Consider the following 24,941-nt stretch of genomic DNA (forward strand, 5'->3'; position numbering starts at 1 on the left):
CCACGAATATTGAGCCGATAGGCCAAACCCGGGCCCGAAGTGTTGTACGTTCGGCTGAATGCGGTCCCGGCCAACGCCCCGCGTGCGGCACCCCGACGGCCGCGAGGACGTGCCTGAGCATCGGCATCCCCACCCGCGCTCGAACATTGGAGGAACGACCGTGGCCGTAGACAATTCCGGCAGGGCCCTCGGCGCTTTCTCCGTCCCGCTGGAGGGTGGCGCGGAGTCGTGGCCCACGCGCGGCCGTGGCGGCGCCCGCTCGGACGGACCCAACGACGGTGGCAGCCCCTCCCTGGACCTCGATCGGCCGGTCACCGCAGTGGGTGCCCCCCTGCGTGAGCTGCTCGATGCGCTCGGCTCGACGCTGGTCGAACTGCTCGACGCGCCGCGGGGAGACGAGGTGCCCATTCGTTCGGTCGCGCTGGTGGACGGTGCGGATCTGGCCTCGGAAACCGTTGTGCACGGACCGGTATCGGACATGTACCTGCACGTGGGCATTGCCGAGGCCGAGGCGGTGCGCTGGTTGCGGGACCTCGAACACCGTCCCGCCGCGCAGCGGGCCCGAGTCGTACTGTCGAAGACCGCCGTCGAATCCGACGGGTTGCGGCGGGCGGCGTCGGCGGCGGGCGTGGCGGTGGTCGCGGTGCATCCGCGGGCGCGGTGGGACCACGTGTATCCGCTGATTCGGCGGATGCTGGAGCGGAGTGGGCGGGCGCGGGAGAACGCCGAGCGGGAGCTGCTCGGGACGGATACGGACCTGTTCGGGTTGGCGCAGATCATCGCGCAGAACGCCGGTGGGATGGTGACCATCGAGGATGCGCAGTCGCACGTGCTGGCGTACTCCGCCTCCAATGAGGCCGCGGATCGGCTGCGCGTGCAGTCGATTCTGGGGCGCGAGGGGCCGCGCGAGTATCTGCGCATCCTGCAGCAGTGGGGCGTCTTCGATCGGCTGCGGAACTCCGACGAGGTCGTCGACCTGCCCGCCCACGCCGATCTCGATATCAAACACCGCCTGGCCGTGGGGATTCGGCGCGCGGGCGAGAGCAGCGGTGCCACGGTGCTCGGATCCATCTGGTTGCAGGAGGGTGAGCGGCCGTTCAAATCCGGTGCGGCGGAGGTGTTGCGCGGCGCGTCGGCCATTGCCGCGCGGATCATTTCGCGCGGTCTGGACGCGCCGTCCACCGAGGCACTGCTGATCCAGCGCTTGTTCGGTGCGCGCGGGGGCGGTGTGGACGTGCCGTCGGTGGCCAGTGCACTGGGCATCCCGGTGGACGGCCCGGCCGCTGTCATCGGGTTCGCACTCGTCGGCGCGGGCCACCCCGACACCGAGCCGTCGGCCCTGGGCAGCACACTTCGCCTGCGGGCCAGTGCCTTCCGTCGCGACTCGCTGACCGCGCGGATCGGCGAACGCGCCTACATTCTGCTGCCGCGTTTCCAATCCGCGCGCGGCGTCACCGCCTGGACCCGCCAGCTGGTCGACCAGCTCGAGGCCACCGGCACCGCCATACTGCGGGCCGCCATCGCGATCCCCGTCCCCGACCTCGGCGAGGTCGCCCGCGCCCGGCTGGAGGTCGATCGCGTACTCGACAGCACCGCCTTCTCGAAGGACCGCGTCACCACCCTCGCCGAATCCCGGACGGCCGTGCTGCTCGGTGAGATCCTCGATCTCATCGCCGACCGCCCGGAACTCCACGATCCGCGCCTGACCGCGCTGTTCGACTACGACCGCGGCCACGCCGCCCAGCTCGAGACGAGCGTGAATCACTATCTGCGCCACCACGGCGACGTGCGTGCCGCCGCCACCGCCCTGAGCATTCATCCGAATACGCTGCGCTACCGGCTGCGTCGCGCCCAGGACATCACCGGCATAGATCTCGACGACCCGGCCGATCGCCTGCTGCTGGAGTTGCAACTGGCCCGCCACCGCCGCGGCGACGACGGGCCACACTGATCCGGAACATAGCGCGCGGCTAGCAGTTCGACGGTGCGGGCTCACCGCGGAAACGGGCGTCGATCCAGCTCACGGCCGCGGGCGCACCCAGCACGGCCGTGGTGAGATGGTCGGGGCCGGGGAACAATTCGGCTTCCACCCGGACCCCGCCCGCACAGTAGCGGCGCATCGTATTGGCGATGGCGTCGACGGGAATGAGCGCGTCCTGCGGGGCATGCCATTCGAAGATCGGGGTGGCGGGCAGCCCGTCGAAGAGCTCGAGACTGTTGTCCTCCACCACATGTCGTGCGTCCGGGTCCTCCACCAGCGAGGTGGAGGAGGCGAAATCCAGGACGCTGTGGCCCGCGCCCGCGACCAGGATGTCATTGGTGCAGCCATTGCCGATGGCATTGCGCACCGCCAGTCCGGCCGGGTTCATGCTGTTGCTGACCGGCAGCTGCGCCGGATACTCGCGTTCCAGGCCGATGGCCGCGGCCAGTGCCAGCCCGAACACCGGATGATGCTGGTAGCCCAGCGCTTCGATCATCTTGACCAGATTCATCGGCACCCCGCCCGCCGCCGCTCCGGCCAACCGCAGCTCCGGCGCGTAGCGCGGCTGCAATGCCGCGGCCCACGCGGTCGCCATGCCGCCACCCGAATACCCCAGCAGCGCAACCGGACTCACCGCCAACCCGAACTCGCGCACCCGCTGTACCGCGCGAATCCCGTCGAGGGTGATCAGCCCGCCCAGCCGGGCCGCGCCATAGGCGATGGTCGGGCCCAGATGATCGGGCAGCGCGATCGACCAGCCGCGCAGCAGCAGCCCGTTGAGCACCGGCGCCTCCCGGACCGCCAGATTCGGGTCCTGGGTGTAGAGCACATGGGAGACAGCGCATTTGGTGCCGAGGCCATTGATGATGTGCTGATAGGACAGCAGTGGCGCACCGGGCGCGGCATTGGCGGGGCGCAGCACGGTGGTGGTGGCGGCGATCGGATTCCCGGCGGAATTGGTGGACCGGAACTTCACCAGCGACACCGACACACCCGGGAAGGTGACCAGCGGCGGCATCGGCCGCACCGCCAGGACCTCGCCGGGGACGGCGGCCGCGAAATTCGGCGGGGCCTGGTAGAAGGGATCGGGATCCGGTGTGGGGTAGAGCGGCGACGCGCCCGCGGGCGTGGCGGCGAGCACCAGCAGCGCGGGCAGGGCACCGAGCGCGATCAGACGGCATACGCGGGAACTGCCCGCGCCGCGACGAATCACGGCGGTTATCACGGTATAGGTACCTCCGGTGGGTCGCTGACAAGTTGCCGATAGCACTGTCGGTCGTCCGGACCGACAACCGATCGCGACACGCCGACGGTTTCGACAGCCGAATCGCGGTGACGGGTCAGCGCCGCGGGCTGGTGCATCCGGCCGGGACCAGCCGCCCGGCCAGCAGCTCCTCGATCCAGCCGGTCAGCAAGGGAATCGACAACGCGCCCACCAGGAAATGCTCGCCCGGAAACGGGGCCAACCGCACCCGCGCGCCGCGGGCGCACCACTCGTCGAACAGGTGCCGCGCGCCCGCATAGGGAATCCAGATCTCGTTGACGCCGTGGAACAGGAACACCGGTGTCGCCGGGGCGACCGCACCGGGCCGGTTCGCCGCCAGAATCTGTTGCACCATGGGCAGTTTCGCCGGATCCGGCACATCGGAGAGCTGATCGACCCGCAGCGGCGCGATCACCCCGAGCGCGGTCTCCTGCGAAATGCAGATGTCGCGGAACAGCTTCGCCACCCGCCACCCATTGTCATTGAGCAGCCCGAGCAGCTCCGGATACTCGCGCGCCAGCCCCAGCGCCGCCGCCAGCAGCACCCCCGACGCGAAGTTGACCCCGTCCATGCGCGGCAGCAACAGCTCGTAGTCGAAGGGCCCGCCCCCGATCATCGCCCCCGCCAACCGGATCTCGGGCGCATAGGCCGGTGCGAGCTGCGCGGCCCAGCCGGTCGCGATCGCACCTCCGGAGTACCCGGTCAGCACCACCGGCGTCTGCGGTCCGAGTCCCGGCATGGGCGTCCGGGTCACCGCCCGAATGGAATCGAGCACGGCGTGACCACCCATCAGCCCGGCCGCGTACGCCTGGCGCGGGCCCTGATGATCGGGAACCACCACCGCGTAGTTCTTGGCCAGCAACAGCTGGATCGCCATCAGATCCGCCGATACCCCGCGCTTGAGCTCGGCCGAGGGCGCACAGCCATGCCCCACCGAGGAGATCGGAATGTTGTACGACACCAAGGGCCTGGGCCCCGGCCCGGTCCAGGCGGCGTGCGGCAGCAGCAGCGTGGCCACCACCGGTACGGGGTGATCGTGGGAATCGGTGGACCGCACCAGCAGCTCGAGTGACCGCGCGGTCGGAAACAAGCCCCCACCCACGCGTGCGGCCAGCAGCGCACCCGGGGGCCGGGCCTCGAAGCCGGGCTGGGGCGTATAGAACGGATCGGTCCGCGGCGTCGGCAGGATCGCGGCCGGATCATGTTGCGGCGCTATCAGATCCAACACCGGATCGGCCTCCGCGTACCCGGGCGTCAACGCCACCAGCGCCGTCGCCAACAGGGTCGGCACCGCCCGCATACATATCCGAATTGCCCGGATCGTCACGAACTCGGATATTTACATACCGAATGGTCTTGTTTTCGGATTTGCCTCGGCGCGGCGACCGGTTCCCTGCGATTCGCAGCATCAGGGAGGCATTGAGGGAAATCCCAGAGTCGACAGACGGCTACCCTTTGGCGAACTCGGCGCAAGACGTTGCACCTGCCGCGTCGGGGTCGGTGGGGTGTCGGTTGTGCCCGCCGCGGTCGGTCCGTTCTGGCACAGTGTCGGAATGAGGTGGGCGATCGTTGTGGTGGCACTGCTCGTGCTGGCGACCGGATGTGCCGCTCGGACAACGGATTCCCCCTGGCGGGAGTTGTCACCGCCGCAGCGTGACGCCCGGGTGCTGGAGTTCGTCCGCACCGCCGACGGTGTGCTGGCGCTGGGCTCGATTCCACACGGCGACGCCCGCACGCCCGCCGCCTGGGCCTCCGCTGACGGCACCCGCTGGCAACCTCTCCCCGTCCGTGGCGAGAGCCCCTATGCCAAACTGGCCGAACTGATTTCGGCCGGAACCGGGGACCGGACCGTGGTGCTGGGCCGGGCCTTCGGTGGGGCACACAGCAATCCGCGCATGACCATCTGGAGCGGCGATGGGCGCGGGCTCACGGAATACCCGCAGGCCATGGAGATGTTCGGTGGGCCGCACGCCATCGCGGTGTCCGCCGCGGCGGCGCTGGGCGGCACCGATCTGCTGATCGGGGATTGGGACGGACCACAGGGGCGCTACGGTGCGGCGTTCTGGACTTCCGGCAACGGCGCGGACTGGGAGCGGCACGCCGAGGATCCGGCGCTGTCCTCGGCCCCGGGTGAGCAGACCGGCGCGGCCGCGGTGACCACGGGACCGGCGGGCTTCGTCATCGTCGGAGAAACCCTGCGTGACAATGTGCTCCGGCCGCTGGAGTGGACCTCGTCCGACGGCATCGCGTGGCAGCGTCACGAATTGGCGGGCAGTAACGCGGTGGCGGCCCAGATCGGGTGCGGGGCGGTCGGCTGCACGGTGTTCGGTCAATCCATCGGCGCGGAACAGCACCTGCTGTGCTGGCCCTCCCCCGACGCCGAACCCGTCAGCGGCCCGGCCGCCGCCGCGGTCGACACCCTGCAAGTGGTGCCGACCGCCACCCGGGTACTGGGCCTGGCGGTGCTCGACCACACCGTGCGATTGCAGTCCGTCACCGCGAATTGCACCGACTGGCAATCGATTCCGCTGCCGGTCGGCACCGCCGCGGCCCGCATGGTCGCCCTGCCGAGCGGGCTGCTGCTGGCCACCACCGACGATGACCGCAGCAGACTGTGGCTACACGCCCTGCCCTGACCTGTTCACCACTCGACGGGCAGTGACACCACGCCGTAAACCATGGCATCCCACTTGAATTCGATCTCCTCGACCGGCTTGCCCAGCCGCAGCTCCGGAATCCGCCGGAACAGCGTCTGCAACACCATGCCGAGCTCGATGCGCGCCAGCTGCAACCCGATGCACTGGTGGCGGCCCGAGCCGAACGACAGGTGCGCTCCGGCGTTCTCGCGGGTCAGGTCCAGGGTCTCGGGGTCGGTGAAGACCTTCGCGTCGAAGTTCGCCGAGGCCAGGTCGAACACGATCGGGTCGCCCGCGTGGATGGTGGTCCCGGCCACCTCGATGTCCTCGGCGGCCACCCGGCGCAGCCCGGTGTCCACGATGGTCATGTAGCGGATCAGCTCGTCGACCGCGTTGGCCAGCACCGCCGGGTCGTCGGTGTCGCGGATGAGCGCGAGCTGTTCGGGCTGATCCAGCAGCGCGATGACCGCCAGCGAGATCATGTTCGCGGTGGTCTCGTGCCCGGCGACCAGGATGCCGACCGCCTGCAGCGCCGCCTCCCACACCTGCAGCTCACCGGAATTCACCAGTTCGGCGATATCGGAGAGCAGATCCTCGGCGGGGTCCGCGGTCTTGGCCTCGACCAGTTTGTTCAGGAAGCCGAGCACGTCCAGCGTCGACTGCTGCTGTTCCTCGGCGGTGGCCTGTCCGCCGAAACCGAGCTCGGTGGCCTCCTGGAAGAACGCGTGATCCTCGTACGGCACACCGAGCAGCTCGCAGATCATCAGCGACGGCACCGGCAGCGACAGCGCGGTCACCAGATCGGCCGAATCGCCCGCGGCCAGCATGGCATCGATGGTCTCGTCGATGTGCTTCTGGATATTGGGCCGCATGGCCTCGAGCCGCTTGGGCGTGAACGGCTTGGCCAGCATGCGCCGGTAGCGGGCGTGCTCGGCGCCGTCGGTATTGAACATGGTGCGCGGGCTCATCTCCGCGATCGCCTTCATGCCCTCGTGGATGTGCGGGTAGGACGGGTGGTGATTGTCGGCGCTGACCCGCGCATCGGCGAACAGCTCCCGTGCCTCGTGGTAGCCGGTGATCAGCCAGGGCCGCTTGCCTTCCCAGGTCCGCACGGTCGAAATCGGTCCCGCGGCAGCGAGTTCGGCGATCTCGGCGGCCGGGCGGAACGGGCAGGTGGCCGAACGGCGTCCAGGATAGAAGGTCGGCTCGGCGGGTGACTCAGACATCAATCCTCGATCTGTATTGCTTGCGCTGGGCAGAATTCGGCGGCCGAGCGCACGGCCTGCGCCTGCTCCGGCCCCGGATTCTCGTCGAGCAGAACGACAATGCCATCGTCATCGCCCTGGTCGAAGACTCGATCGGCACGCACGGCGCAATGACCGGCGGCAATACACCTGTCGCGGCTGATGGCCACCTTCACGCCGGGCCCCCTCCCGAAGAACAGTTCGCCGCAAGGACTTTGGCGGCCCGTGACTCTAACATGCCGAATCGCACACCGCCGGGCACGCGAATACCGCCCCCGAACTCGCTCGCCCACCGATGAGTTTCGCGGCCGGGCGCGGTCTATATCTGCGGGAGGTAGACATGACCGAAGTACTGGATGCGGAGGAGCTGCGGCGGATCTGTTTGGACGCCGGAGCCGACGATGCCGGATTCGTCGCGCTGGCGACGCCCGGGCTCGAGGGCGAGGTCGAGTATGTGCGCGAGGCGCTGCCCGGCACGCGGTCGCTGATCGCGGTGTGCGTGCGGCTGTCGCGGGAGAACTTCACCAGCCGGGCGGCGAGCCTGGTGAACACCGAGATCGACACCGCCATCCCGGTGCTCGACCGGATCGGGCATCGGATCGGTATCGCGTTGCAGGACCGTGGGTTTCGGGCCCTGTATCCGTCGGTGACGTTTCCGGTGGAGGCGCATCGGCTGCCCAGTCGCGGGTGGACGGTCTCGCACAAGCCGGTGGCCGTGGCGGCGGGGCTGGGGCACCTGGGCATCCACCGGTGCGTGATCCATCCCAGGTTCGGCAGTTTCATCGGCCTCGGGACGGTGCTCACCGATGCCGAGATCGCGCCCTACTCGGTGCCTCTGGACTGGAATCCGTGCCTGGGCTGCTATCTGTGCGTGGCCGCCTGCCCGGTCGGGGCCATCCACAATGACGGCAGCTTCGATTTCAACAGCTGCTACACCCACACCTACAACCAGTTCGTGAACAATTTCGCCGACTGGGTCGAAACCATGGCCGACAGCGCCGACGCCGAGGACTACGGGCAACGGATGACCCCGCGCGAGACCGTCTCGCAGTCGCGGCGGCAGTATCGTTCCGGCTACTGCGTCGCGGTATGCTCGGCCGGGGAGGACGTGATCGGGCCGTATCTCGACGACCGCAAGGGACATCTGCAACTGGTGCTGCGGCCGTTGCAGCGGAAGCCGGAGAACGTGTACGTGAGCCCCGGGTCGAACGCGGAAAAGCATGTGCGCAAACGCTATAAGAAGAAGACGGTCCGCTGTGTGGACACCGGGATCATGCCGCCCGACGGTATCGACGCGGCCCCGGAGGCGAAATGAACGGCGATGAGCTGCGGTGGAATCGGCTGCACGTCCCGGTCGAACGCGGCACCCGCGAGCATCCGCACCCGTCGGTCGCGGCCGCCCGCGCGCGAGTCGGAGGTGAATCCGACAGCGAGCCCGCGCCTCTCGACGCCGACTGGCTGCGCGAGCGGTGCCTGGCCGCCGGAATCGACGATGTCGGATTCGTCGAGCTGTCCACGCCCGGCCTGGAGGGGGAACGCGACTACGTCCTCGAGGCGCTGCCCGGCACTCGTTCCCTGATCGGGTTCTGCCTGCGCACCAGCCGCGACAACCTGCAGAGCAGATCGGTCAGCGCCGCCAACCGCGATGTCGCCACCACGCAGGAGTTGGCGCACGAGGCGGCCCGTCACCTCTGCCTCGAATTGCAGCGCCACGGGGTGCGCGCCCTGTAGCCGGCCGGCGGATTCCCCGCCGAGATCCACCGCTACCCCAACCGCAGCTGGGTCGTCTCGCACAAGCTGGTCGCCGTGGCCGCCGGGCTGGGGCAGATGGGCCTGCACCGCAACGTCATTCACCCGAGGTTCGGCACCTTCATCGTGCTGGGCACCATCCTGCTGGACCGTCCCATCTCCCGCTACTCCCGGCCGACCGCCACCAATCCGTGCATCGACTGCGGACTGTGCGTCACCACCTGCCCCGTCGGAGCCATCCACGCCGACGGGGCCTTCGACTTCGACGCCTGCTTCACGCACAACAACCATCACGAGCTGTCCAATTTCGCGGGCTGGGTCGAGGAGGTCGTCGACAGCAAGGACGCCGCCGACTACCGCCGCCGCGTCACCCCCGGCGAAACCCTGTCCGTCTGGCAGAGTCTGTCCTTCCAACCGCAATTCCGCGCGGGTTACTGCGTCGCGGTCTGCCCCGCCGGCGAGGACGTCCTGGGCCGCTACCTCGCCGACCCGGACACGCACGCCCGCGATATCGTGCAGCCGCTGCTGCGCAAACCGGAGTACGTCTACGTCGCGCCGGACTCCCCCGCCGCGGCTCACGTCCGGGACAGATTCCCGCACAAGACGATCCGCCATTCCCGCCGCGTCGAGGTCCCCGAGCCCGACATCGATCCGCGCCCGGAACCTCATGCCTAGCTACGAGCTGCGCCGCGATCTGCCGGTCTTCGAGATCTACTCCGGCCCGAACGGGGCGCGGCTCGAAATCCACCCCTGGTTCTTCGCCGACGGGCACCAGTACCTGGGCATCACGCGAATCCTGCCCCCGCACACGGGAAAAGGTCCGGCGCACACCCACACCGGCATCACCCAGCACTGCTTCCTGCTCGACGGCGACCGGGCCCGCTGCCGTCGCAGCCTCCGCTCCGCCACCCTGACCACGGACGACACGCTGATGATTCCGCCGGGTGTCGCCCACATCGACCCCTACAACGACACCGATCACCCGATTGTCGTGCGCACCCTCTACTCGCCCGGACCGGTATGGATGCTGTCCTTCGGCCGCACCCACGGCCAGGCCCTGCGCGACGGAAACACCAACTCCCAGCAGGAACTCCGCTTCCTGCACCTGCTGTCGATGCTGGGCGCGCCGGGCTCGGTCACCTACGCCGCGGCCATCCCCCGCGTCGTCCAGCGCCGCATCCTGCTCCCTCTCGCCACCCGCCTGGCCCGCCGCCACGGCTACGCCCCCGCGGCGGGACTGCGCGCTCACATCTTCGAGTGAGACCGGCGAATCCCGTTCGAGGGCGCGGTTTCAGGGTTCGAAGGACCGCGCCCAGTCGTCGATGCCGGGGAGGGTGCCGCCGGTGGGAGTCGTGCGGCAGGCGGCGAGCAGGTCGTACCCGGTGTGGGTCAGGCTCGCGTGCCGGGACCAGATGCCCTGCGTCCAGACCGGCTCGTTGTGGGCGGATTCGATACCGCCGCGCATCGCGCCGATCAGGTCGAATTGCAGGTCCCGTCGCAGGGCCATCGACGCCGGGGCGTCCAACGGTGTGCCGCGCAGCCGATCGAGCAGGGCGGTCGCGCTCGCACGCACCCGGCGATCGGTCCAGCGCAGGGTGCGGCGATGCGCGTGCGGCAGCAGCCATCGCATGACCAGGACCGCGACCACGACGCCGATGGCGGTTTCGATCAGCCTGTCGCGCATGACCGGACCGACCGCCTGACCGCCCGCCCCGGCCCCGCCCGCGAACAGCGCCACCGGGGTGAAGAAGATCGCGGCGAGCGCATAGTTGCGCACGATGAACAACTCCACCCCGAACTGCAGCGCGGCCAACACGACGACCAGCGCAAAACCGGTGGGCGACAACTGGTACAGCGCGGCGAACACACCCAGCCCGACTACCGTGCCGATCAGCCGGTGCACCGCGCGCACCTGGCCGTGCACCCGGTCCGGGCCGGCCTGCAGGATGATCAACGCGGTGAGTATCGCCCAGTGCGGGCGCGTGGAACCCAGCAGACCACTGGCCGCGCCGGCGATCACACCGGCACAACCGGCCCGCACGGTGGCCGCGACCGCGTGTGAATCCCAGCTCAGCGAGCGGCGCAGCCGGTACCGAAGGGTCGGGTGCGCCAAGGGAATCGCCTGCGGATCCTCCTCGTCGTCCGCGGGCCCGGCCACCGCCGCCCACCGCCGGTGGGCCGCCAGCAATTCCGGCACCGGGCCGGAATCGCCTGCGCGATCGGACAATCCGGCGTCGTAGACCGTCGCCCAGCCGGTCCACAGGGCCTCGGCCGCGGTATGGCGTTGCGTGGCGGTCGCGGTCCCCCGCTCCCGCGCCGCCACATACCCGTCGGCCGCGCGCACCGCCCGCGCCACCGCGTCCCGCTCGGGCCGATCGGGCCGCACCAGCCGACCCGCCATCGACACCACCAGCGCTCCGGCGACGCCCAGCACCGTGGCCACCACGATGCCGCGCGCCCCGACCCCCGATCGCACCGCCGCCAGCGCGCCCGAAGCCGCCACCAGGAAGAACATCACCCCCGGCGGGCCCAGCCGCGCCGCGTTGATCACATACACCCCCACCATCGCGATCGCCGGCAGCACCGCGATCTCCACCAGCCAATCCGGCGCGCCCAGATCGGGTATGCCCCGGCCCACCACGATCCCGATCCCGACAGACGCCAGCAGCGCCGCACCCGCCAGCGAGATCACCCGCCACCGCGCCCGATACGCCCGCCCCTCCCCGTACATCACCGCGAACGCGCCGAAACACACGAACAACGCCCACTCCGCCCGGCCGCTCACCACCAGCAAGCCTGCGGGCAGGGCGAACGCGAATGCCGTGCGCAGCCCCGCCGCCCAGCGCCATCCACCCGGATTGACCTTCAGGACAAGGGAGCGACTCGGGACGACGCGCGGCGGGTACTCGCCCGGCGGATTGGTATCGGCAGCCACCGCCCCATCCAACACCCGCACCCGACGGCACGCCAGCAAAGTTCTGGCTATCACAGCGGTGGCGGTGGGCAGGGCGGAAGGACCATCGCCGCGGGGACCTCCGTCGCCGGTGCTGTGGAACCAGTCCTCTGCCCCCGCGACCGTCCCGGGCGCAGGCTCGAACCGGTACCACCGATCCGTTGGCACCCGGCGCGCTCCGCGCGCGCGAGCACCGCACCAGCGAGGACGTCATGCAGATTCGATCCACCGTACCGCTCGGCCGTATCGCCGGTATCCGCGTCGGCGCGCACTGGTCGGCCGGGGTCACCGTGGGACTGTTCACCTGGATACTCGCCTCCTACCTGCGGGGCACGGCGAGCACCACGATCGTCTGGGTGGCGGCGGTCCTGGGCGCGCTCACCCTGACCGCGTGCCTGCTCGCACACGAGCTGGCGCATTCGATCGTGGCCGCCCGCAACGGGGTTCACGTCGAACGCATCGTGCTGTGGCTGCTGGGCGGGGCCTCCGAGCTGGCCGACGAACCACGCGACGCCCGCACCGATCTGCGGGTCGCGGTGGCCGGACCGGTCACCAGCCTGGCGCTGGGCGGCGTCGCCTTCCTGGCCGCAACGGTGTCCTCGGTGCTGTCGCCTGGCGGCCCGATCACCGCCACCCTGATCTGGCTGGCCACCGTGAATGTCGTACTGGCGGTGTTCAATATGCTGCCCGGCGCGCCGCTCGACGGCGGCCGGGTGGTGCGCGCGGTGCTGTGGCGGCGCACCGGCGACCGGCTGCGCGCCGAGACCACCGCCGCCCGGGTCGGCCGCTACATGGGTATGGCGCTGGGCGGTCTGGGTGTCGCCGAGGTCATCGTGTCCGGCGACTTCGGCGGGCTGTGGCTGATGCTGCTCGGGTGGTTCCTGTATTCGGCCGCCAACAGCGAGCTGATGCTCGCGGGCCTGCAACACCGCCTGGGCGACCTCACGATCGGCGAGATCATGACGCCCGATCCGAAAGCGGTGGACGGCGGCTGGACCGTGGACCAGGTGCTGCGCTCGGAGCTCGTCTACACCCGCCACCGCGTCTTCCCCGTCGTCGATGCCCACGGCCGCCCCTACGCGGTACTGGCCTGGGCGGATCTGCTCAGGCCCCGCACCGCGGCCCGCGCCGACCTGCGGGTGGCCGAGCTGGCCCGCCCGCTCGAGCCCGCCGCCGTCGCCGGCACCGGTGACCGGCTCAGCGACGTCGTCGCCCGAATCGTCTTGCGCCCCGGCCTCGATGCGGTGGTCGTGGTCGACGCCATCGGCCGCCTGGTGGGGCTGGTCACCGCCACCGACCTCACCCTGGCCTGCAACCGCTCCGCGCTCGGCCTGCCCGCGCACCCCACCAACACGCGGTCCTGAACCCGTCCGCCGCCGCGATCAGGCCGAGGCCAGATCGCGGCGGCGGAACAGCAACAGCGCCAGCCCGAACAGCGCCGCCGCCAGCACGGTGAGAACCCCGGCCGAGATCGGGGCGAAGGGCTGCATGGGGATTCGGGCCAGCACATGGAACGGCGAGAGTTTCAGCGTCGATTCGGGCAGCTTCAACGCGGTGCCCAGCGTGTCCCACAGGTAGGCCGCGACCACGAGCGCGTGGACGAAGGCGACGGCACGTGGGACCACGGCCAGGGCCAGCGCGGCGGCGGCAATCGCGAGCACGATCAGCGGCAGGCTGTTGGCGGCCGCCGCGACCAGACCGCCCAGGTCGAGACGCTCCCCGGTGAGCGCCGCACCGGAGTAGATGCATACCGCCGCAAGGAATATCAGCGCCGCCGCCGAACCCAGGGCCAGCCCGGCGCGCCCGGACAGCCACGCGATACGCGAGCGGGGCATCGCCAGCACGAGTTCGAGCCGGCCGGTGGCCTCTTCGCCGCGGGCGGCCACGATCACCGTCACCGCCAGCAGCGCCGCGAGCAACTGGATCAGGGAGAACAGCATGGCCACGAAGCTGTCGACGGCGAGCTTTCGTCCGAAGAACTGGGTGTAGAGCGGTGTGCGCGAGAGGAATTCGAGCATGGTCCGCACCAGGCTGCCCATGAGCAGCGCGTAGAGCGCGGTACCGGCGAACCAGAAGGCCAGTTGCGGCGCCTCGTCGCGCAGGGCGGCCCGCGCGGGCGAACCCAGTAGCAGCAGGCGCGGTGTGCGGGTCTGGCGCAGCTCGAGCAGTCCTCGTCCGATGTCCCGGGTGCGTAGCAGCACTACCGAAATCGTCAGCAGCACAGCGGTTCCCGTTACGATCGCGGCCAGCGCCGGTGGCGACGGCGCACCCGGGGGCCGCAGTTCCTCGAACCAGCCCAGCGGTGTCACCCAGCGCAGCCACGGGATGCCGTCCCCGATATCGGCGGGAGCACGCACCACGAACGCCATGAGCACGACCGCCGACGCCAGCAGCCGCGCGCCGCGGACGGTCCCCGTCAGCTGGGCGGCCAGCGCGGCGACCGCCGCGAACAACAGGGCGGGCGTGAGCAGTTGCAGTCCGAGCTCACCCGCGTTGGCGATTGTCAAAAGATGTTGTGGCACACCGATGGCCGCCAGCGTGAGCGCCGCGACGCCACCGATCACCCCGGCCTGCACCACGGTCGCGGTCACCGCGGCGGCGAACCAGCGGCGGCGCGGCTGCGCACCGGACAGCACCAGATCCCCGCGCCCCTCGTCCTCCTCGCCGCGCAGCGCGCCCGTGGTGATCACCGCCGCCCACACCGCCATGATGAGTCCGGCGAAGGTCATGGTGCGCCAGGCCACCCAGCCGGTCGGATCGCCGATATCGAACGGGTAGCCGTAGAGCGCGCGCAACGCGCCGTTGTTCACCAGCGGCGCCAGCAATGCGGCACGGGTCGCCCGCGACGGGAAGGCCACCACATAGGTCTGCAACGACGCCGCGCAGAACACGGCCATGAGGATCGTCATCGCCGCCAGCGAAATCCGATTGGCGCGCAACCTCGCCCACACCATGACGCGCAGGCCGTGCCACGGCGTGCTGGTCATCGCGGCGTTCTCGGACGAACCGTGCCAGCCGGAGGCGCCCTGTCATCAGGAGCCACGGTGCCGTCCCGGGGCACCGCGTGGTCCGCCGACCGCCCGGCCCGTGCCGCGCCACCGTCGTGATAGTGCACCAGGAAGACCTCCTCCAGGCTGGGCTCGCGGCTGTCGATGGTGGTCACCGGCAGCCGGGTCAACGCCGCCAGCAGCGGACCCATCGCGCCCCGAACCTCCAGCACCGCATGATGATCGGCGAATTCGGCGATCTCGACGCCCGGCAGGTCGCGCAGCCCGGCGAGCTCGACGCCGGACTCGGCGAAGTTCACCTCGACGGTGCGCGCCGACAGATGCCGCAACTGCTCGAGCGTCCCCTCGTCGATGAGCCGCCCCGCCCGCAGGATCCCGATGCGATCGCACAGCGCCTCCACCTCGCTGAGCACGTGCGAGGACAGGAACACCGTCTGCCCGCGTGCGCGCGCCTCGCCGACCGTCTCGCGAAAGGCGGCCTCCATCAACGGATCCAGCCCCGAGGTCGGCTCGTCGAGGATGAGGATCTCGGCCCGGGTGGCGAAGGCCGCGATCAGCTGCACCTTCTGCCGGTTGCCCTTCGACAGCGCGCGCACCTTCTTGTCGGGGTCGAAATCGAACCGCTCGATCAGCACCTCGCGGTAGGCCCGATCGCAGCCGCCGCGCAGCTGTTCCAGATACGCGAAGGTCTCCGCGCCGGTGAGCGCGGGCCACAGGATCGCCTCGGAGGCGACATAGGCGCAATGCCGGTGCGCGGCAACGGGATCGGCCCAGGCGTCGCGGCCCGCGACGCGCACCACCCCCGAACTGGGGCGGTGCAGCCCCAGCAGCAGCCGGATGGTGGTGGTCTTGCCCGCGCCGTTGGGGCCCAGGAACCCGTAGACCTCCCCGGGCGCGATATCGAGCTCCAGCCGATCCAGCGCGAGCGTGCCGCGATACCGCTTGCTCACCGCGTGCGCCTCGATGACACCCATGGCCCTCACCTCCGAACCGGTGTTCCCGCCTCCATTCTGGGCCGGTTACCGCGTCGCGGTGGGATCCGGGGCGCGGCCCGCGGTCGCGCCGCCGTCGAGCACGAATTCCGCACCCGTCGAATAGGTCGCCTCGGTCACCAGGAAGCGCACCATGGCGGCGACCTCGCCAGGTTCGCCGAATCGCGGCAGCGGCTGGGTCGCGGTGATCGCCTCGTCCATGCCCGCGGTCATGGGGGTGTGGATGGGTCCCGGGTGTACCGAGCACACCCGGATATCCGAGGCACCCAGTTCCAGCGCCGCGGCCTTGGTCAGTCCGCGCAGGCCCCACTTGCTGGCCACGTATCCGCTGATGCCCGCGTAACCCATCAGGCCCGCGGTCGAGGAGATATTCACGATCGTGCCCCCGCAGGCGGCCCGCAGCCGCGGGGCGGCCAGCCGGATGCCGAGCCAGGGCCCGTAGAGGTTGACGTCCAGGACGTGCCGGAACAGGGCCGGTGATTCCGATTCGATGGTGCCGAAGTCCAGGATCGCGGCATTGTTCACCAGTACGCCCAGCGGGCCGAACTCGCATTCGGTCCGCTCCAGCACCTCCCGCCACTCTTCCTCGTCGGTGACGTCGAGGTGATGGAAGCGAGCGTGCGGTGCCAGGGATTCCGCGAGCTTGGTGCCCTCGTCCACACGCAGATCGGCGATGACCACGCCGAAACCCGATTTCACCAGTTCCGTCACCACCGCCGCACCGATCCCCCGCGCACCGCCGGTGACGATGGCGCTCGTGTTCGCGATCTCCGTCATGCCCTGACCTCCGTCCGTGCCGATCCGCTTTCCGGTCACAGCATCCCGCGCCCGCGGCAGTCGGCGGGACGGCCGAAAGTCACCCGTTCGGAGGGCGGATGTCGGCCGCTGCCGCGACACCGCGGGCGCGGGATGCTCGGTGACCGGGACGGCTAGTCGTAGGGGACGAAGGCGGCGACCAGCGCCGCCGCGACCAGTATCACCGCGACCGCGGCGGCAGTGGCCGCGAGTGCCCAGTGTTCGCGTGCCCGAGCCGGATTCGCGGTCACGCCCGAACCTCCTCGACGGGTTCGCGCGGGCCCTGGTCGAGGCGGAAGGGCGGGTAGGCGTCGGTCAGCAGGGCGGCGTAGGCGAAGACCCGGTAGAACCAGCGGTTGATGCCGAGGGCGAAGCCGAACAGACCGCTCGGGTAGCGGCCGGTGAACAGCAGGGCCACCCCGGCGATCAACACCAGCACACCGATCAGCGGGATCGTGGTGGAGCCGTTGTTGTCGTCGTTGCCGACGCCGAGCACCAGGCCGCCGCTGAACATCGCGCCCAGGATCAGATAGTGCGGGATGGCCAGCAGCAACCATTTCACCAGCGCCAGACCGCGCGAAAGCCGTTCCGGGTAGTCGACTTCCAGATCGGCCGGGTAGTCCGCGGCCGGTGCCAGGCTGAACGGCGGATACCGGTCGGTGCCCAGGGCGGCGTAGGTGTAGAACTGCACGCGCCACGACCAGCGCATGACTCCGACATTGAAGTCGAACAGCGATCGTGGATAGCGCTCGGTGAACAGGATGGCGAACCATGCCACCACGGTGACCACCCAGAACGCGATGTACAGGAAGAACAGCACAACGTAGTGGGGTATCGCGAGAATCCACTTCACCAGCCACAGCCAGCGTGAGAGCGGTTCGTCGAGATCTCCGCGTAGCCGGACCGGCCGGGCGGCGGCGATGGGCTCGGGGTTCATAACGGTCTCCTCATCGGATCGTAGAACGAAGTATCGGGGTCGAATGCACTGTCTTGCTTCAGAATCGGCCGATTTCCTGCCGCGGGAGCAGGTGCGTTCCGGTCAGGATCCGGGACAGGAAGACACCGGTCACCCATGCCATCACCGCCGCCATCACCCCGCCCGCCAGCGCGCCGATGGCGGCGACCAGCCATGGGGCCTGACCCGGCTGCCACAACGGAGTGGACACCAGCGTGAAGGCGGTGAGCCCCGCGCCCCAGGCCGCGGCGTTCGCCAGGATCCACAGCGGCGCCCGATCGGTGAAGTGGCGCAGCACCACCCACTGCGCGCCGCCGAGGGAAAACACCAGTACCACCGAACCGACGACGATCACCGGGACCCGCACCCACACGGGCCAGTCACCGAAGCCGTCACCGAAGGCCATCGGCAGCACGCCTATCGACCAGGCCAGCACCGCGCCCGCGGCCGTGGCGATCACCCAATCCCGGATTCGCAAGCGGGACAACACGGTCCGGAGCACCCGGGCCTGGAACAGGCCGAGCACACTGCCCTCGATCGCACCGGCCACGATCATCACCGCGACCAGGGTCGCCGTCCCCGCGTGCGCGGTCAGCGCACCGCCGATCGCGGGTGCGAGAAAGCCGAGGAACGCCCCCACCGTCACCCTGGTGAACCACAGTTCGCGCAGATCGCTCCCCGTGTATGCGACCGGCACGCCGCTGCCTGGCGCCTGGTGCGTCGTGGCCATTGTGCTGCTCCATCCGTGTGTACGCCGCTCGGCGCGACTACCGCCGATCGTGCGCCCTGACCCGCGGACCTCGACAGAAGCCAAAGTCCCACGACCAGCGGCCTTTCGACGTCACCGGACCGGGGCCGGAGGGCCGTTGGTCCCCGCGATGCCGGGGCACAGTCCTCTGTCGTGGCGCCGCCGTGCACGGGAACGCTGAAGCTGTCCGGAACGCATCGTGGTCGCGGTCCCGGCCGCGCCGGAGTCCACCTGCCGGGAGTTCGGCGGGCCGGTCGACGAAATGGTCTGCGCCACCATGCCTTCCCCGTTGCGCGCGGTCGGCGACTCGTTCTGGAACTTCAGCCAGGTCGGCGACGAGGAAGTGCGCACGCTGCTCGCCACCCCGACGATCGGCGCCGCGCCGCGCGCCGCCGACCCGGTCGCGGTGCTGCGCGCCGCCGCGCTCGAGGCGCCGGCGGGCGTCCCGCCCGAACACGCGCTCGACGAGCTGATCGGGGACGCGCGCTTCGTGCTCATCGGTGAGAGTTCGCACGGCACCGCCGAGTTCTACGCCGCCCGCGCCGCCATCACCGGCTGGCTGATCAGCGAACGCGGCTTCGCCGGTGTGGCCTGCGAAGCCGACTGGCCCGACGCCTACCGCGTCGACCGCTACGTACGCGGCCTCGGCACCGACCACTCGCCGACGCACGCGCTCAGCGGATTCGAGCGCTTCCCGGGCTGGATGTGGCGCAATACGGTGGTGCGCGAATTCGTCGAATGGCTGCGGCTGCACAATGATCGGCGCCGCCACGACGGGCTCGACTGCGCCGGCTTCTACGGCCTGGACCTGTATTCGATGCACCGATCGATACGCCGCGTGATCGAGTACCTGGAACGGGTCGATCCGGCCGCCGCGCACCGCGCGACCCGCCGCTACGCCTGTTTCGATCGGGCCTCGGAGGAGGACGGGCAGGCCTACGGCTTCGCCGCCGCGTTCGGCGGCGGGGAGTCCTGCCAGGCCGAGGTGGTGCGGCAGCTGGTCGAGCTGCAACGCGGGGCCGCCGAACTCGTCGAGACCGATGACGGCGACGCGTATTTCGACGCGCTGCGCAACGCCTGGTCGGTGCGCGACGCCGAGGCGTACTACCGGGCCATGTTCGGTCCCCGGGTGGATTCGTGGAATCTGCGCGACGAGCACATGGCCGACGCCCTCGACGCCCTCGCCGCGCAGCTGTCCCGGCCCGGGATCCCGGCCCGGATCGTGGTGTGGGCGCGCAACTCCCACGTCGGCGATGCCCGGGCCACCGAGATGGCCGCCGACGGGCAGCTCTCGATGGGGCAGTAGGTGCGCGAACGCCACGGAAAGCTCTGCCGCAACATCGGATTCACCACCGCGACCGGCACCGTCACCGCGGCCGACCGCTGGGACGGCGGCGCCCGACGCAAGTCGGTGCGCTCGCCGCTGCCCAGCAGCATCGAGGAACTGCTGCACGACATCGGAATGCCCGCGCTGTACCTGCGTACCGATCGTCCCGGCGAGGCCGCCGATATTCTGCGCATGCCCCGCCTGGAACGTGCCATCGGCGTCATCTACCAGCCGGGCACCGAGCGGCAGAGCCACTACTTCCACACCCGTGCCGCCGATCGCTACGACGCCCTCATCCACATCGACCGGACCACCGCCCTGCAACTTCTGGTGCCCGACAGCACCTGGGCCGCGGGCACGACGCCGGAGAACCTACCCGACCGGGCTCTGAGAATCGGTGCGGCGTTGGGAATCGGTGGGGCGCCGAGGCTCTTCGGCCGAGAGCCCGGACTCGGCCCGGCGCTGGGATCCTGCTCGCACCGTGGCGAGCAGGTCCGCGATGGCGTCCTGGATGCCGTCGGCGAGAACCTCGAGATCGGCGGTGGTGTCGTAATCGCCGGTGATGCCGAAGGCCAGCTGATCGCCGTAGCTGAGGATGGCGATGCCGGTGCGCAGGCGCATCGCGATGGGGACGGCGGGCAACAACTCCAGCACGTCCCGGCCCAGCATGCGCAGCGCCCGGCGCGGACCGGGGATATTCGTCGCCACGGCCGTCACCCCGCGCTGCGGCAGCCGCGACCACAATCGCAGCGACCAGGCCACCGGTGCGAACGGCACCCGCCCGGCGAGGGCGATCAGCGACTTCTCGGCCTGCGCGGCTCCGCTCGACTTGTGCCGGACCATGCGCCGGTGAATGGTGGTCAGGCGCTCGACGGGGTCCTCCAGATGCAACGGCAGCAGTGACATGACCGCCGAAACACGGTTGTCGACAATGGCTTTGGCATCGGCGGTGCGCACCGACACCGGTACCAGGATGCGCACCGAATTGCCGGTGGGATCCTCGCCGCGGCTCAGCAGGACCGTCCGGTAGGCCGCGGTCACGGCGGCCAGCACCACGTCGTTGACCGTCGCGTCGAATTCCCGGCCGATCTCGCGGATCTCGGTCAGGGAAGCCCGCGCGATCGCGTACCGCCGCTGCCGCCCGATCGGGCCGTTGAGCGAGGACGCCGCCGGGGCGGAGACCAGGGCGGCCGCCAGCGGGGCCAGGCTGCGCACCATGCCGACCGCATAGCGGGGCACATCGACCGGGAGCCGCAACGCGGTCACGGCCCAGTCGAACCTGCCGCGTCGATCCGCGGTCCCGGAGTCCGGTTCGGCGGGTTCGTGTGAAGCCCAGTCGTCGCAGAGGCTTTCGAACAGCGTCACCCCGGAGATGCCGTCGGCGAGACTGTGGTGCACCTTGAGGATCATGGCCCAGCGTTCACCCGCGAGGTGGTCGACGACCACGCACTCCCACAGCGGATGGTCGCGGTCCAGGCGCTCGATCAGCGCGGTGGCAACGAATTCGCGCAGGGCCGGTTCGTCGGCCGGGGCGGGCAGCGCACACCACCGAATATGGTGGGCCAGGTCGAAATTCGGATCGTCCTCCCAGACCGGAGCGGTCAGGTCCAGCGGCGCGCGCCGCATGCGCTGGCGCAATCGGTCATTTGCCGCGACTCTGTCGGCGAGCGCCGCAACGAACTCCGTGTGGGCTGGAGGCGTCCCGGAAAGGATCGCCACCGCCGCTATTCCGAGGCTCACATGCCGGTCCGAGTCCTCGAGTTCGATGAATCCCGCATCCAGCGGCCGCAATTCGGTCATGACCGATACCTGATCTTCGATTGTGGGTACTGCCGTTTCCAGCATGTCGGGTCGACCGGGCGCGCGGTGACGGCCGAAGGTCACCGATTCCTCGGTCAGAGGTCGCCGATCTCGGCCCGGTAGGCCGCCACCGCGGTCGGCAGCGTCGGGAACAGCCGGTCGGCGCCGATCCGGTCGGCCAGTCCGGCCGCGCGCAACGCCGCCAGCAGGTCGTGTTTGACCCGGGCCATCGCGAAAACGATGCCGCGCGACGCCAATTCCGAGCGCAGCTGCTCGACCGCGTCCAGGGCGGTCAGATCGACCTCCACATTGGCCTCGGTATTGAGCACGAACCAGCGCACCGGTGCGTTAGCCGAGGCGAAGGCCTCCACGGCGGTCAGCGCCCGGTGCCGGAAGTCCTCGGCATTGGCGAAGCACAGGGGCGCGTCGTAGCGGTAGATCACCAGCCCGGGAACGGGTTTCGCCTCCGGATAGTCGTCCACGTCGTGCATGCCGGCCAGGCCCGGCACGAAGCCCAGGATCGCGTCGTGCGCGTGGGCCACCCGGCGCAGCAGATCCAGGATCGACAGCCCGACCGCGAGCAGAATGCCGTAGAGCACGCCGACCGCGAGCACGGCCACCGCGGTACTCAACGCCAGTACCAGCTCGCTGCGGCGGAATCGCGCCAGCCGGGCGAATTCGCGAAGGTCGATCAGCCGCAGCGCGGCATACACCACCAGCGTGCCCAGCGCCGCGGACGGGAAGGCGGCCAGTACCGGCCGCGCCCAGAACAGCGCGAGCAGTATCGTCGCCAGCGCGGCCACCGCGTACCCCTGCGTGCGCGCGCCCGCGGCGTCGGCGATCGTGGTGCGGCTGCCACTGCAGCTGACCGGGAAGCCCTGGGAGACACCGGCGGTCAGATTGGTCACGCCCAGCGCCAGCAGTTCGCGGTTGGCGTCGACGGTGTCGCCGTGCCGTGCCGCGAAGGCGCGCGCGGTCAGCACATTGTCGGAGAATCCGACCAGGGCGATGCCGAGCGCGGGCAACAGCAATCCTGTCAGATCCGATGCGGCCACGTGCGGCAGGCCGGGGACCGGCAGCCCCGAGGGAATCTCGCCCACCACGCGAATGCCGTGCTCGCGCAGGGAGAACACCGCCGCGACCGCGGTCGCCCCCAGCACCGCGAGTAAGGGACCCGGGACCCGCGGCGCCTTCCATGCCGACAGCAGCAGCACCGCCAGCGTGCCGGCGGCCAATATGACCGTCGGCCAATGCAGTTCGTCGATCTGGTCCGCGAACGAGCGCAGCTGGTGGGGAATGCTCTCGCCCGCCACCGGGACCCGGGTCACGTGCCCCAGCTGACCGACGATCATGATGCCCGCGGTCCCGGCCAGATAGCCGACCAGCACCGGTTTCGACAGCAGATCGGCCAGCAGCCCCAGCCGGGCCACCGCGCCCACCACCCCGCCCACCCCCACCAGCAGCGCCAGGGCCGCCGCCAGCGCGGCGTACCGGGCCGGGTCACCGGATGCCAAGGGCGCCAGGGCCACCGCCGTCATCAGTGCCGTCGTCGACTCCGGGCCGACCGACAGCCGCCGCGAGGTGCCCACCACGACATAGACCGCCAACGGCGCGAGCGCGGCCCACAGACCCACGATCGGCGGCAGACCGGCCACCGTCGCATACGCCATGACCTGCGGAATCAGATACGCGGCTACGGTCACGCCGGCCACGGCATCCAGCCGCAGCCACTCCCGGCGGTAACCCCGGAACTGGGTCAGTCCCGGCAGCCACCGATCCACGGTGCCACCCGTCAGTGCACCGTATCCACTCATCGATGCACCGTACCGCGCGTCGGCGTCATCGCGCGGCGATGGCGTCCCGGGACGAGAACACCGGCGGCGAAGGCGGGTCCATGGACTCTGGCGGGCGCCGCGGCCGGATGCTGGGATGAGGTGTGCAGAACTCGGTGGGCGGGGTGACGCGGGTGCTGGTGCTGGGGGCGGGGGTGATCGGGCGGGTGTACGCCGCCCGGCTCGCGGCGGCGGGGACCGATGTGGAGTTGCTGGCGCGCGGGTCGACACTGCGCGCACTCGCCCGGCAACCCATCACGCTGCGTTCGCGCGGACGGTCGCAGCGGGTGCCGGTCTCGGTGGTGGACACCGCGCGCGGCCGCTACCACGCCGTGCTGGTGGCGGTGCGGCGCGATCAGCTCGATTCCGCACTGGCGCAACTGGACTCGATCGACTGCGGCGAGGTCGTCACGCTCTGCAACCACCCACTCGGTCTGGACGAGTTGCGTGCGCGGATCGGACCGGAACGGCTGATCGCCGGTCTTCCCGGTGTGGGCGGATACCTGGCGGACGACGGCGGCGTCGAATACCTCGAGATCCGGCAGCAGCCCACGACCCTGGAACAGCGCGGCGGGCACGAACCCGCGATCGCGGAAATGCTGCGCCGGGCCGGATTCGCGGTCGCCACCACCGGCCGCATGGACGACTGGCTGGCCACCCACGCGGTGTGCATCGTCGCGATGTGCGCGGCGCTCGAACGCGCCGGTTACGACGCCTCGGCACTCGCTCACGACCGTCCGGCCCTGGCGGCGCTGGTGCGCGCCGTGCGCGCCGGATTTCGCGGGCTGGGCGATCGCGGCATCGAGACCGTGCCAGCGGGGCTGGTCTTCCTGTTCACCAGGACACCGACCGCTTTCGCGGCGGCGTACTGGGGCAGGGCACTGCGCGGGCCGCTGGGAGCGGTGGCCTTCGCGCCCCACGCCCGTGCCGCCCGCGATACCGAAATCGCCGCGTTGCGTGCGGATGTGGCCCGGCTGCTGCCTCCAGGGACGGCTCCCGACCTCGACGCCTTCCTGTCCGGCGGCGGCGTTACCTCGAATCCCCACCGCCCCAACGCCAGTCGATGATCTCGGGCGTATCGATACCGTAGCGGCGGGCGTACGCCTCGGCGGCCTCGCGGCGCGCGGTGAGGTCCGCGGTGAACCGCTCGAGCCGATCGCGCACCCGCGGGACCTCGGTCAGGGCCGCGGCCGCCAGGGTGAAGCGGTCGATGCCGTTCATCGCGCACATGCTGAAAGGCGTTGTGGTGGTGCCGTTGTCGGTGAAGCCGTGCACGTGCATGGCGTCGTGGCCGGGGCGGCGGTAGGCGATGCGGTGGATCAGCCAGGGGTAGCCGTGGAAGGCGAAGATCACCGGGGCGTCGGTGAAGATGTCGCGATACTCGTCGTCGCCGATCCCGTGCGGGTGGCGGTCGGGCGGGAACAGCCGGGCCAGATCCACCACGTTCACCACGCGAACCGCCAAGTCCGGCACCAGTTCCCGCAGCAGCATCGCCGCGGCCAGGGTTTCCTGGGTGGGCACGTCGCCCGCGCAGGCCAGCACCACCTCGGCGGGCCGATCAGTGTCCGAGCCCGCCCACCGCCAGGCGCTGAGCCCGCGTTCGCAGTGCACCCGCGCCGCGTCGTCGTCGAGGTATTGCAGCGCGGGCTGCTTCCCT

General features: G+C 70.3%; 21 protein-coding genes and 1 pseudogene. 9 read left to right on the forward strand and 13 right to left on the reverse strand.

Translation table 11 applies throughout. From position 1 onward, the window contains the following. Positions 1-319 precede the first annotated feature (319 nt). A complete protein-coding gene (locus tag NS2_RS22005; protein ID WP_228102925.1) occupies positions 320-1,951 on the forward strand; it encodes a PucR family transcriptional regulator in 1,632 nt (543 codons plus the stop codon). Between the two features lie 19 nt (positions 1,952-1,970). Here the strand turns inward: NS2_RS22005 and NS2_RS22010 are convergent, their stop codons facing one another. Then, positions 1,971-3,191 carry a lipase family protein gene (locus NS2_RS22010; protein ID WP_412177921.1) on the reverse strand — a complete coding sequence of 407 codons (1,221 nt, stop codon included), beginning with the start codon at positions 3,189-3,191 and terminating at the stop codon, positions 1,971-1,973. Positions 3,192-3,321: 130 nt separating this feature from the next. Beyond that, on the reverse strand, positions 3,322-4,545 hold the full coding sequence (locus tag NS2_RS22015) for a lipase family protein (RefSeq protein ID WP_033087998.1): 1,224 nt from the start codon (positions 4,543-4,545) through the stop codon (positions 3,322-3,324). A 253-nt stretch (positions 4,546-4,798) separates the two neighbouring features. On the opposite strand from NS2_RS22015, the gene NS2_RS22020 reads away from it, so the two are divergent. Next, positions 4,799-5,881: a hypothetical protein gene (locus NS2_RS22020; protein WP_143161330.1), complete on the forward strand. Its 1,083-nt coding sequence runs from the start codon at positions 4,799-4,801 to the stop codon at positions 5,879-5,881. 5 nt (positions 5,882-5,886) lie between these two features. Here the strand turns inward: NS2_RS22020 and NS2_RS22025 are convergent, their stop codons facing one another. Beyond that, entirely contained in the window at positions 5,887-7,107 is a 1,221-nt protein-coding gene (locus NS2_RS22025) for a cytochrome P450 (protein ID WP_033087997.1), read from the reverse strand. Beyond that, positions 7,107-7,301, reverse strand: coding sequence for a ferredoxin (locus NS2_RS22030; RefSeq protein ID WP_033087996.1), 195 nt, complete (start codon positions 7,299-7,301; stop codon positions 7,107-7,109). The genes NS2_RS22025 and NS2_RS22030 overlap by 1 nt, the downstream gene beginning before the upstream one ends. A 164-nt stretch (positions 7,302-7,465) precedes the next feature. On the opposite strand from NS2_RS22030, the gene NS2_RS22035 reads away from it, so the two are divergent. The 4 genes from NS2_RS22035 to NS2_RS22045 all read left to right on the forward strand — a co-directional run bounded on the left by NS2_RS22035 (position 7,466) and on the right by NS2_RS22045 (position 10,135). Beyond that, positions 7,466-8,440 carry a 4Fe-4S binding protein gene (locus NS2_RS22035; protein ID WP_052086445.1) on the forward strand — a complete coding sequence of 325 codons (975 nt, stop codon included), beginning with the start codon at positions 7,466-7,468 and terminating at the stop codon, positions 8,438-8,440. Continuing rightward, positions 8,437-8,856 (forward strand): hypothetical protein, encoded by a 420-nt coding sequence (locus NS2_RS37715; protein WP_261772300.1) that lies wholly within the window; start codon positions 8,437-8,439, stop codon positions 8,854-8,856. The genes NS2_RS22035 and NS2_RS37715 overlap by 4 nt, the downstream gene beginning before the upstream one ends. A 75-nt stretch (positions 8,857-8,931) precedes the next feature. After that, positions 8,932-9,549: a 4Fe-4S binding protein gene (locus NS2_RS37720; RefSeq protein WP_261772301.1), complete on the forward strand. Its 618-nt coding sequence runs from the start codon at positions 8,932-8,934 to the stop codon at positions 9,547-9,549. Continuing rightward, positions 9,542-10,135, forward strand: coding sequence for a hypothetical protein (locus NS2_RS22045; RefSeq protein ID WP_033087995.1), 594 nt, complete (start codon positions 9,542-9,544; stop codon positions 10,133-10,135). The genes NS2_RS37720 and NS2_RS22045 overlap by 8 nt, the downstream gene beginning before the upstream one ends. 30 nt (positions 10,136-10,165) lie before the next feature. Here the strand turns inward: NS2_RS22045 and NS2_RS22050 are convergent, their stop codons facing one another. After that, entirely contained in the window at positions 10,166-11,809 is a 1,644-nt protein-coding gene (locus NS2_RS22050) for an FUSC family protein (protein ID WP_045437411.1), read from the reverse strand. A gap of 179 nt (positions 11,810-11,988) precedes the next feature. On the opposite strand from NS2_RS22050, the gene NS2_RS22055 reads away from it, so the two are divergent. After that, a complete protein-coding gene (locus NS2_RS22055) occupies positions 11,989-13,191 on the forward strand; it encodes a site-2 protease family protein (protein ID WP_235263962.1) in 1,203 nt (400 codons plus the stop codon). A gap of 18 nt (positions 13,192-13,209) precedes the next feature. Here the strand turns inward: NS2_RS22055 and NS2_RS22060 are convergent, their stop codons facing one another. The 5 genes from NS2_RS22060 to NS2_RS22080 form a co-directional block, all read right to left on the reverse strand. Then, complete coding sequence (locus tag NS2_RS22060) at positions 13,210-14,814, reverse strand: efflux permease Rv1217c-related protein (RefSeq protein WP_071811891.1); 1,605 nt, start codon at positions 14,812-14,814, stop codon at positions 13,210-13,212. Further along, a complete protein-coding gene (locus NS2_RS22065) occupies positions 14,811-15,809 on the reverse strand; it encodes an ABC transporter ATP-binding protein (protein ID WP_063864979.1) in 999 nt (332 codons plus the stop codon). The genes NS2_RS22060 and NS2_RS22065 overlap by 4 nt, the downstream gene beginning before the upstream one ends. Positions 15,810-15,854: 45 nt before the next feature. After that, the gene (locus NS2_RS22070) at positions 15,855-16,604 is read right to left on the reverse strand and encodes an SDR family NAD(P)-dependent oxidoreductase (RefSeq protein ID WP_033088020.1); all 750 of its coding nucleotides are present in this window, start codon (positions 16,602-16,604) and stop codon (positions 15,855-15,857) included. A gap of 265 nt (positions 16,605-16,869) precedes the next feature. Then, positions 16,870-17,559: a DUF4389 domain-containing protein gene (locus NS2_RS22075; RefSeq protein WP_033087993.1), complete on the reverse strand. Its 690-nt coding sequence runs from the start codon at positions 17,557-17,559 to the stop codon at positions 16,870-16,872. A 58-nt stretch (positions 17,560-17,617) separates the two neighbouring features. Next, positions 17,618-18,307 (reverse strand): hypothetical protein, encoded by a 690-nt coding sequence (locus tag NS2_RS22080; RefSeq protein ID WP_052086442.1) that lies wholly within the window; start codon positions 18,305-18,307, stop codon positions 17,618-17,620. Between the two features lie 205 nt (positions 18,308-18,512). Here NS2_RS22080 and NS2_RS22085 point away from each other — a divergent pair. Beyond that, positions 18,513-20,043 (forward strand): annotated as a pseudogene (locus NS2_RS22085) (erythromycin esterase family protein); the annotation flags it as partial. Here the strand turns inward: NS2_RS22085 and NS2_RS22090 are convergent. Beyond that, positions 20,025-21,452, reverse strand: a complete 1,428-nt coding sequence (locus NS2_RS22090; RefSeq protein WP_147207270.1) for a wax ester/triacylglycerol synthase family O-acyltransferase — start codon at positions 21,450-21,452, stop codon at positions 20,025-20,027. The pseudogene NS2_RS22085 and the gene NS2_RS22090 sit on opposite strands and share 19 nt — an antisense overlap. Positions 21,453-21,547: 95 nt before the next feature. After that, the gene (locus NS2_RS22095) at positions 21,548-23,266 is read right to left on the reverse strand and encodes a SulP family inorganic anion transporter (RefSeq protein ID WP_052086438.1); all 1,719 of its coding nucleotides are present in this window, start codon (positions 23,264-23,266) and stop codon (positions 21,548-21,550) included. A gap of 122 nt (positions 23,267-23,388) precedes the next feature. On the opposite strand from NS2_RS22095, the gene NS2_RS22100 reads away from it, so the two are divergent. Next, on the forward strand, positions 23,389-24,351 hold the full coding sequence (locus tag NS2_RS22100; RefSeq protein WP_052086436.1) for a ketopantoate reductase family protein: 963 nt from the start codon (positions 23,389-23,391) through the stop codon (positions 24,349-24,351). Here NS2_RS22100 and NS2_RS22105 read toward each other — a convergent pair. Continuing rightward, positions 24,314-24,941: phosphoketolase family protein (locus NS2_RS22105; protein ID WP_507763480.1), on the reverse strand; the 628-nt coding region annotated here is incomplete at its 5' end. The two genes, NS2_RS22100 and NS2_RS22105, sit on opposite strands and share 38 nt — an antisense overlap.

The organism is Nocardia seriolae NBRC 15557 (assembly GCF_007990715.1).
In the GTDB taxonomy this organism is placed as follows: Bacteria; Actinomycetota; Actinomycetes; order Mycobacteriales; family Mycobacteriaceae; genus Nocardia; species Nocardia seriolae.

Excerpts from the sequence above, each read along its gene's own strand:
- NS2_RS22015 (WP_033087998.1), bottom strand. The coding sequence starts at position 4,545 with ATGCGGGCGGTGCCGACCCTGTTGGCGACGGCGCTGGTGGCGTTGACG.
- NS2_RS22080 (WP_052086442.1), bottom strand. The coding sequence starts at position 18,307 with ATGGCCACGACGCACCAGGCGCCAGGCAGCGGCGTGCCGGTCGCATAC.
- NS2_RS22060 (WP_071811891.1), bottom strand. The coding sequence starts at position 14,814 with ATGACCAGCACGCCGTGGCACGGCCTGCGCGTCATGGTGTGGGCGAGG.
- NS2_RS22020 (WP_143161330.1), top strand. The coding sequence starts at position 4,799 with ATGAGGTGGGCGATCGTTGTGGTGGCACTGCTCGTGCTGGCGACCGGA.
- NS2_RS22065 (WP_063864979.1), bottom strand. The coding sequence starts at position 15,809 with ATGGGTGTCATCGAGGCGCACGCGGTGAGCAAGCGGTATCGCGGCACG.
- NS2_RS22090 (WP_147207270.1), bottom strand. The coding sequence starts at position 21,452 with ATGACCGAATTGCGGCCGCTGGATGCGGGATTCATCGAACTCGAGGAC.
- NS2_RS22095 (WP_052086438.1), bottom strand. The coding sequence starts at position 23,266 with ATGAGTGGATACGGTGCACTGACGGGTGGCACCGTGGATCGGTGGCTG.
- NS2_RS37715 (WP_261772300.1), top strand. The coding sequence starts at position 8,437 with ATGAACGGCGATGAGCTGCGGTGGAATCGGCTGCACGTCCCGGTCGAA.
- NS2_RS22035 (WP_052086445.1), top strand. The coding sequence starts at position 7,466 with ATGACCGAAGTACTGGATGCGGAGGAGCTGCGGCGGATCTGTTTGGAC.
- NS2_RS22075 (WP_033087993.1), bottom strand. The coding sequence starts at position 17,559 with ATGAACCCCGAGCCCATCGCCGCCGCCCGGCCGGTCCGGCTACGCGGA.
- NS2_RS22070 (WP_033088020.1), bottom strand. The coding sequence starts at position 16,604 with ATGACGGAGATCGCGAACACGAGCGCCATCGTCACCGGCGGTGCGCGG.
- NS2_RS22045 (WP_033087995.1), top strand. The coding sequence starts at position 9,542 with ATGCCTAGCTACGAGCTGCGCCGCGATCTGCCGGTCTTCGAGATCTAC.
- NS2_RS22025 (WP_033087997.1), bottom strand. The coding sequence starts at position 7,107 with ATGTCTGAGTCACCCGCCGAGCCGACCTTCTATCCTGGACGCCGTTCG.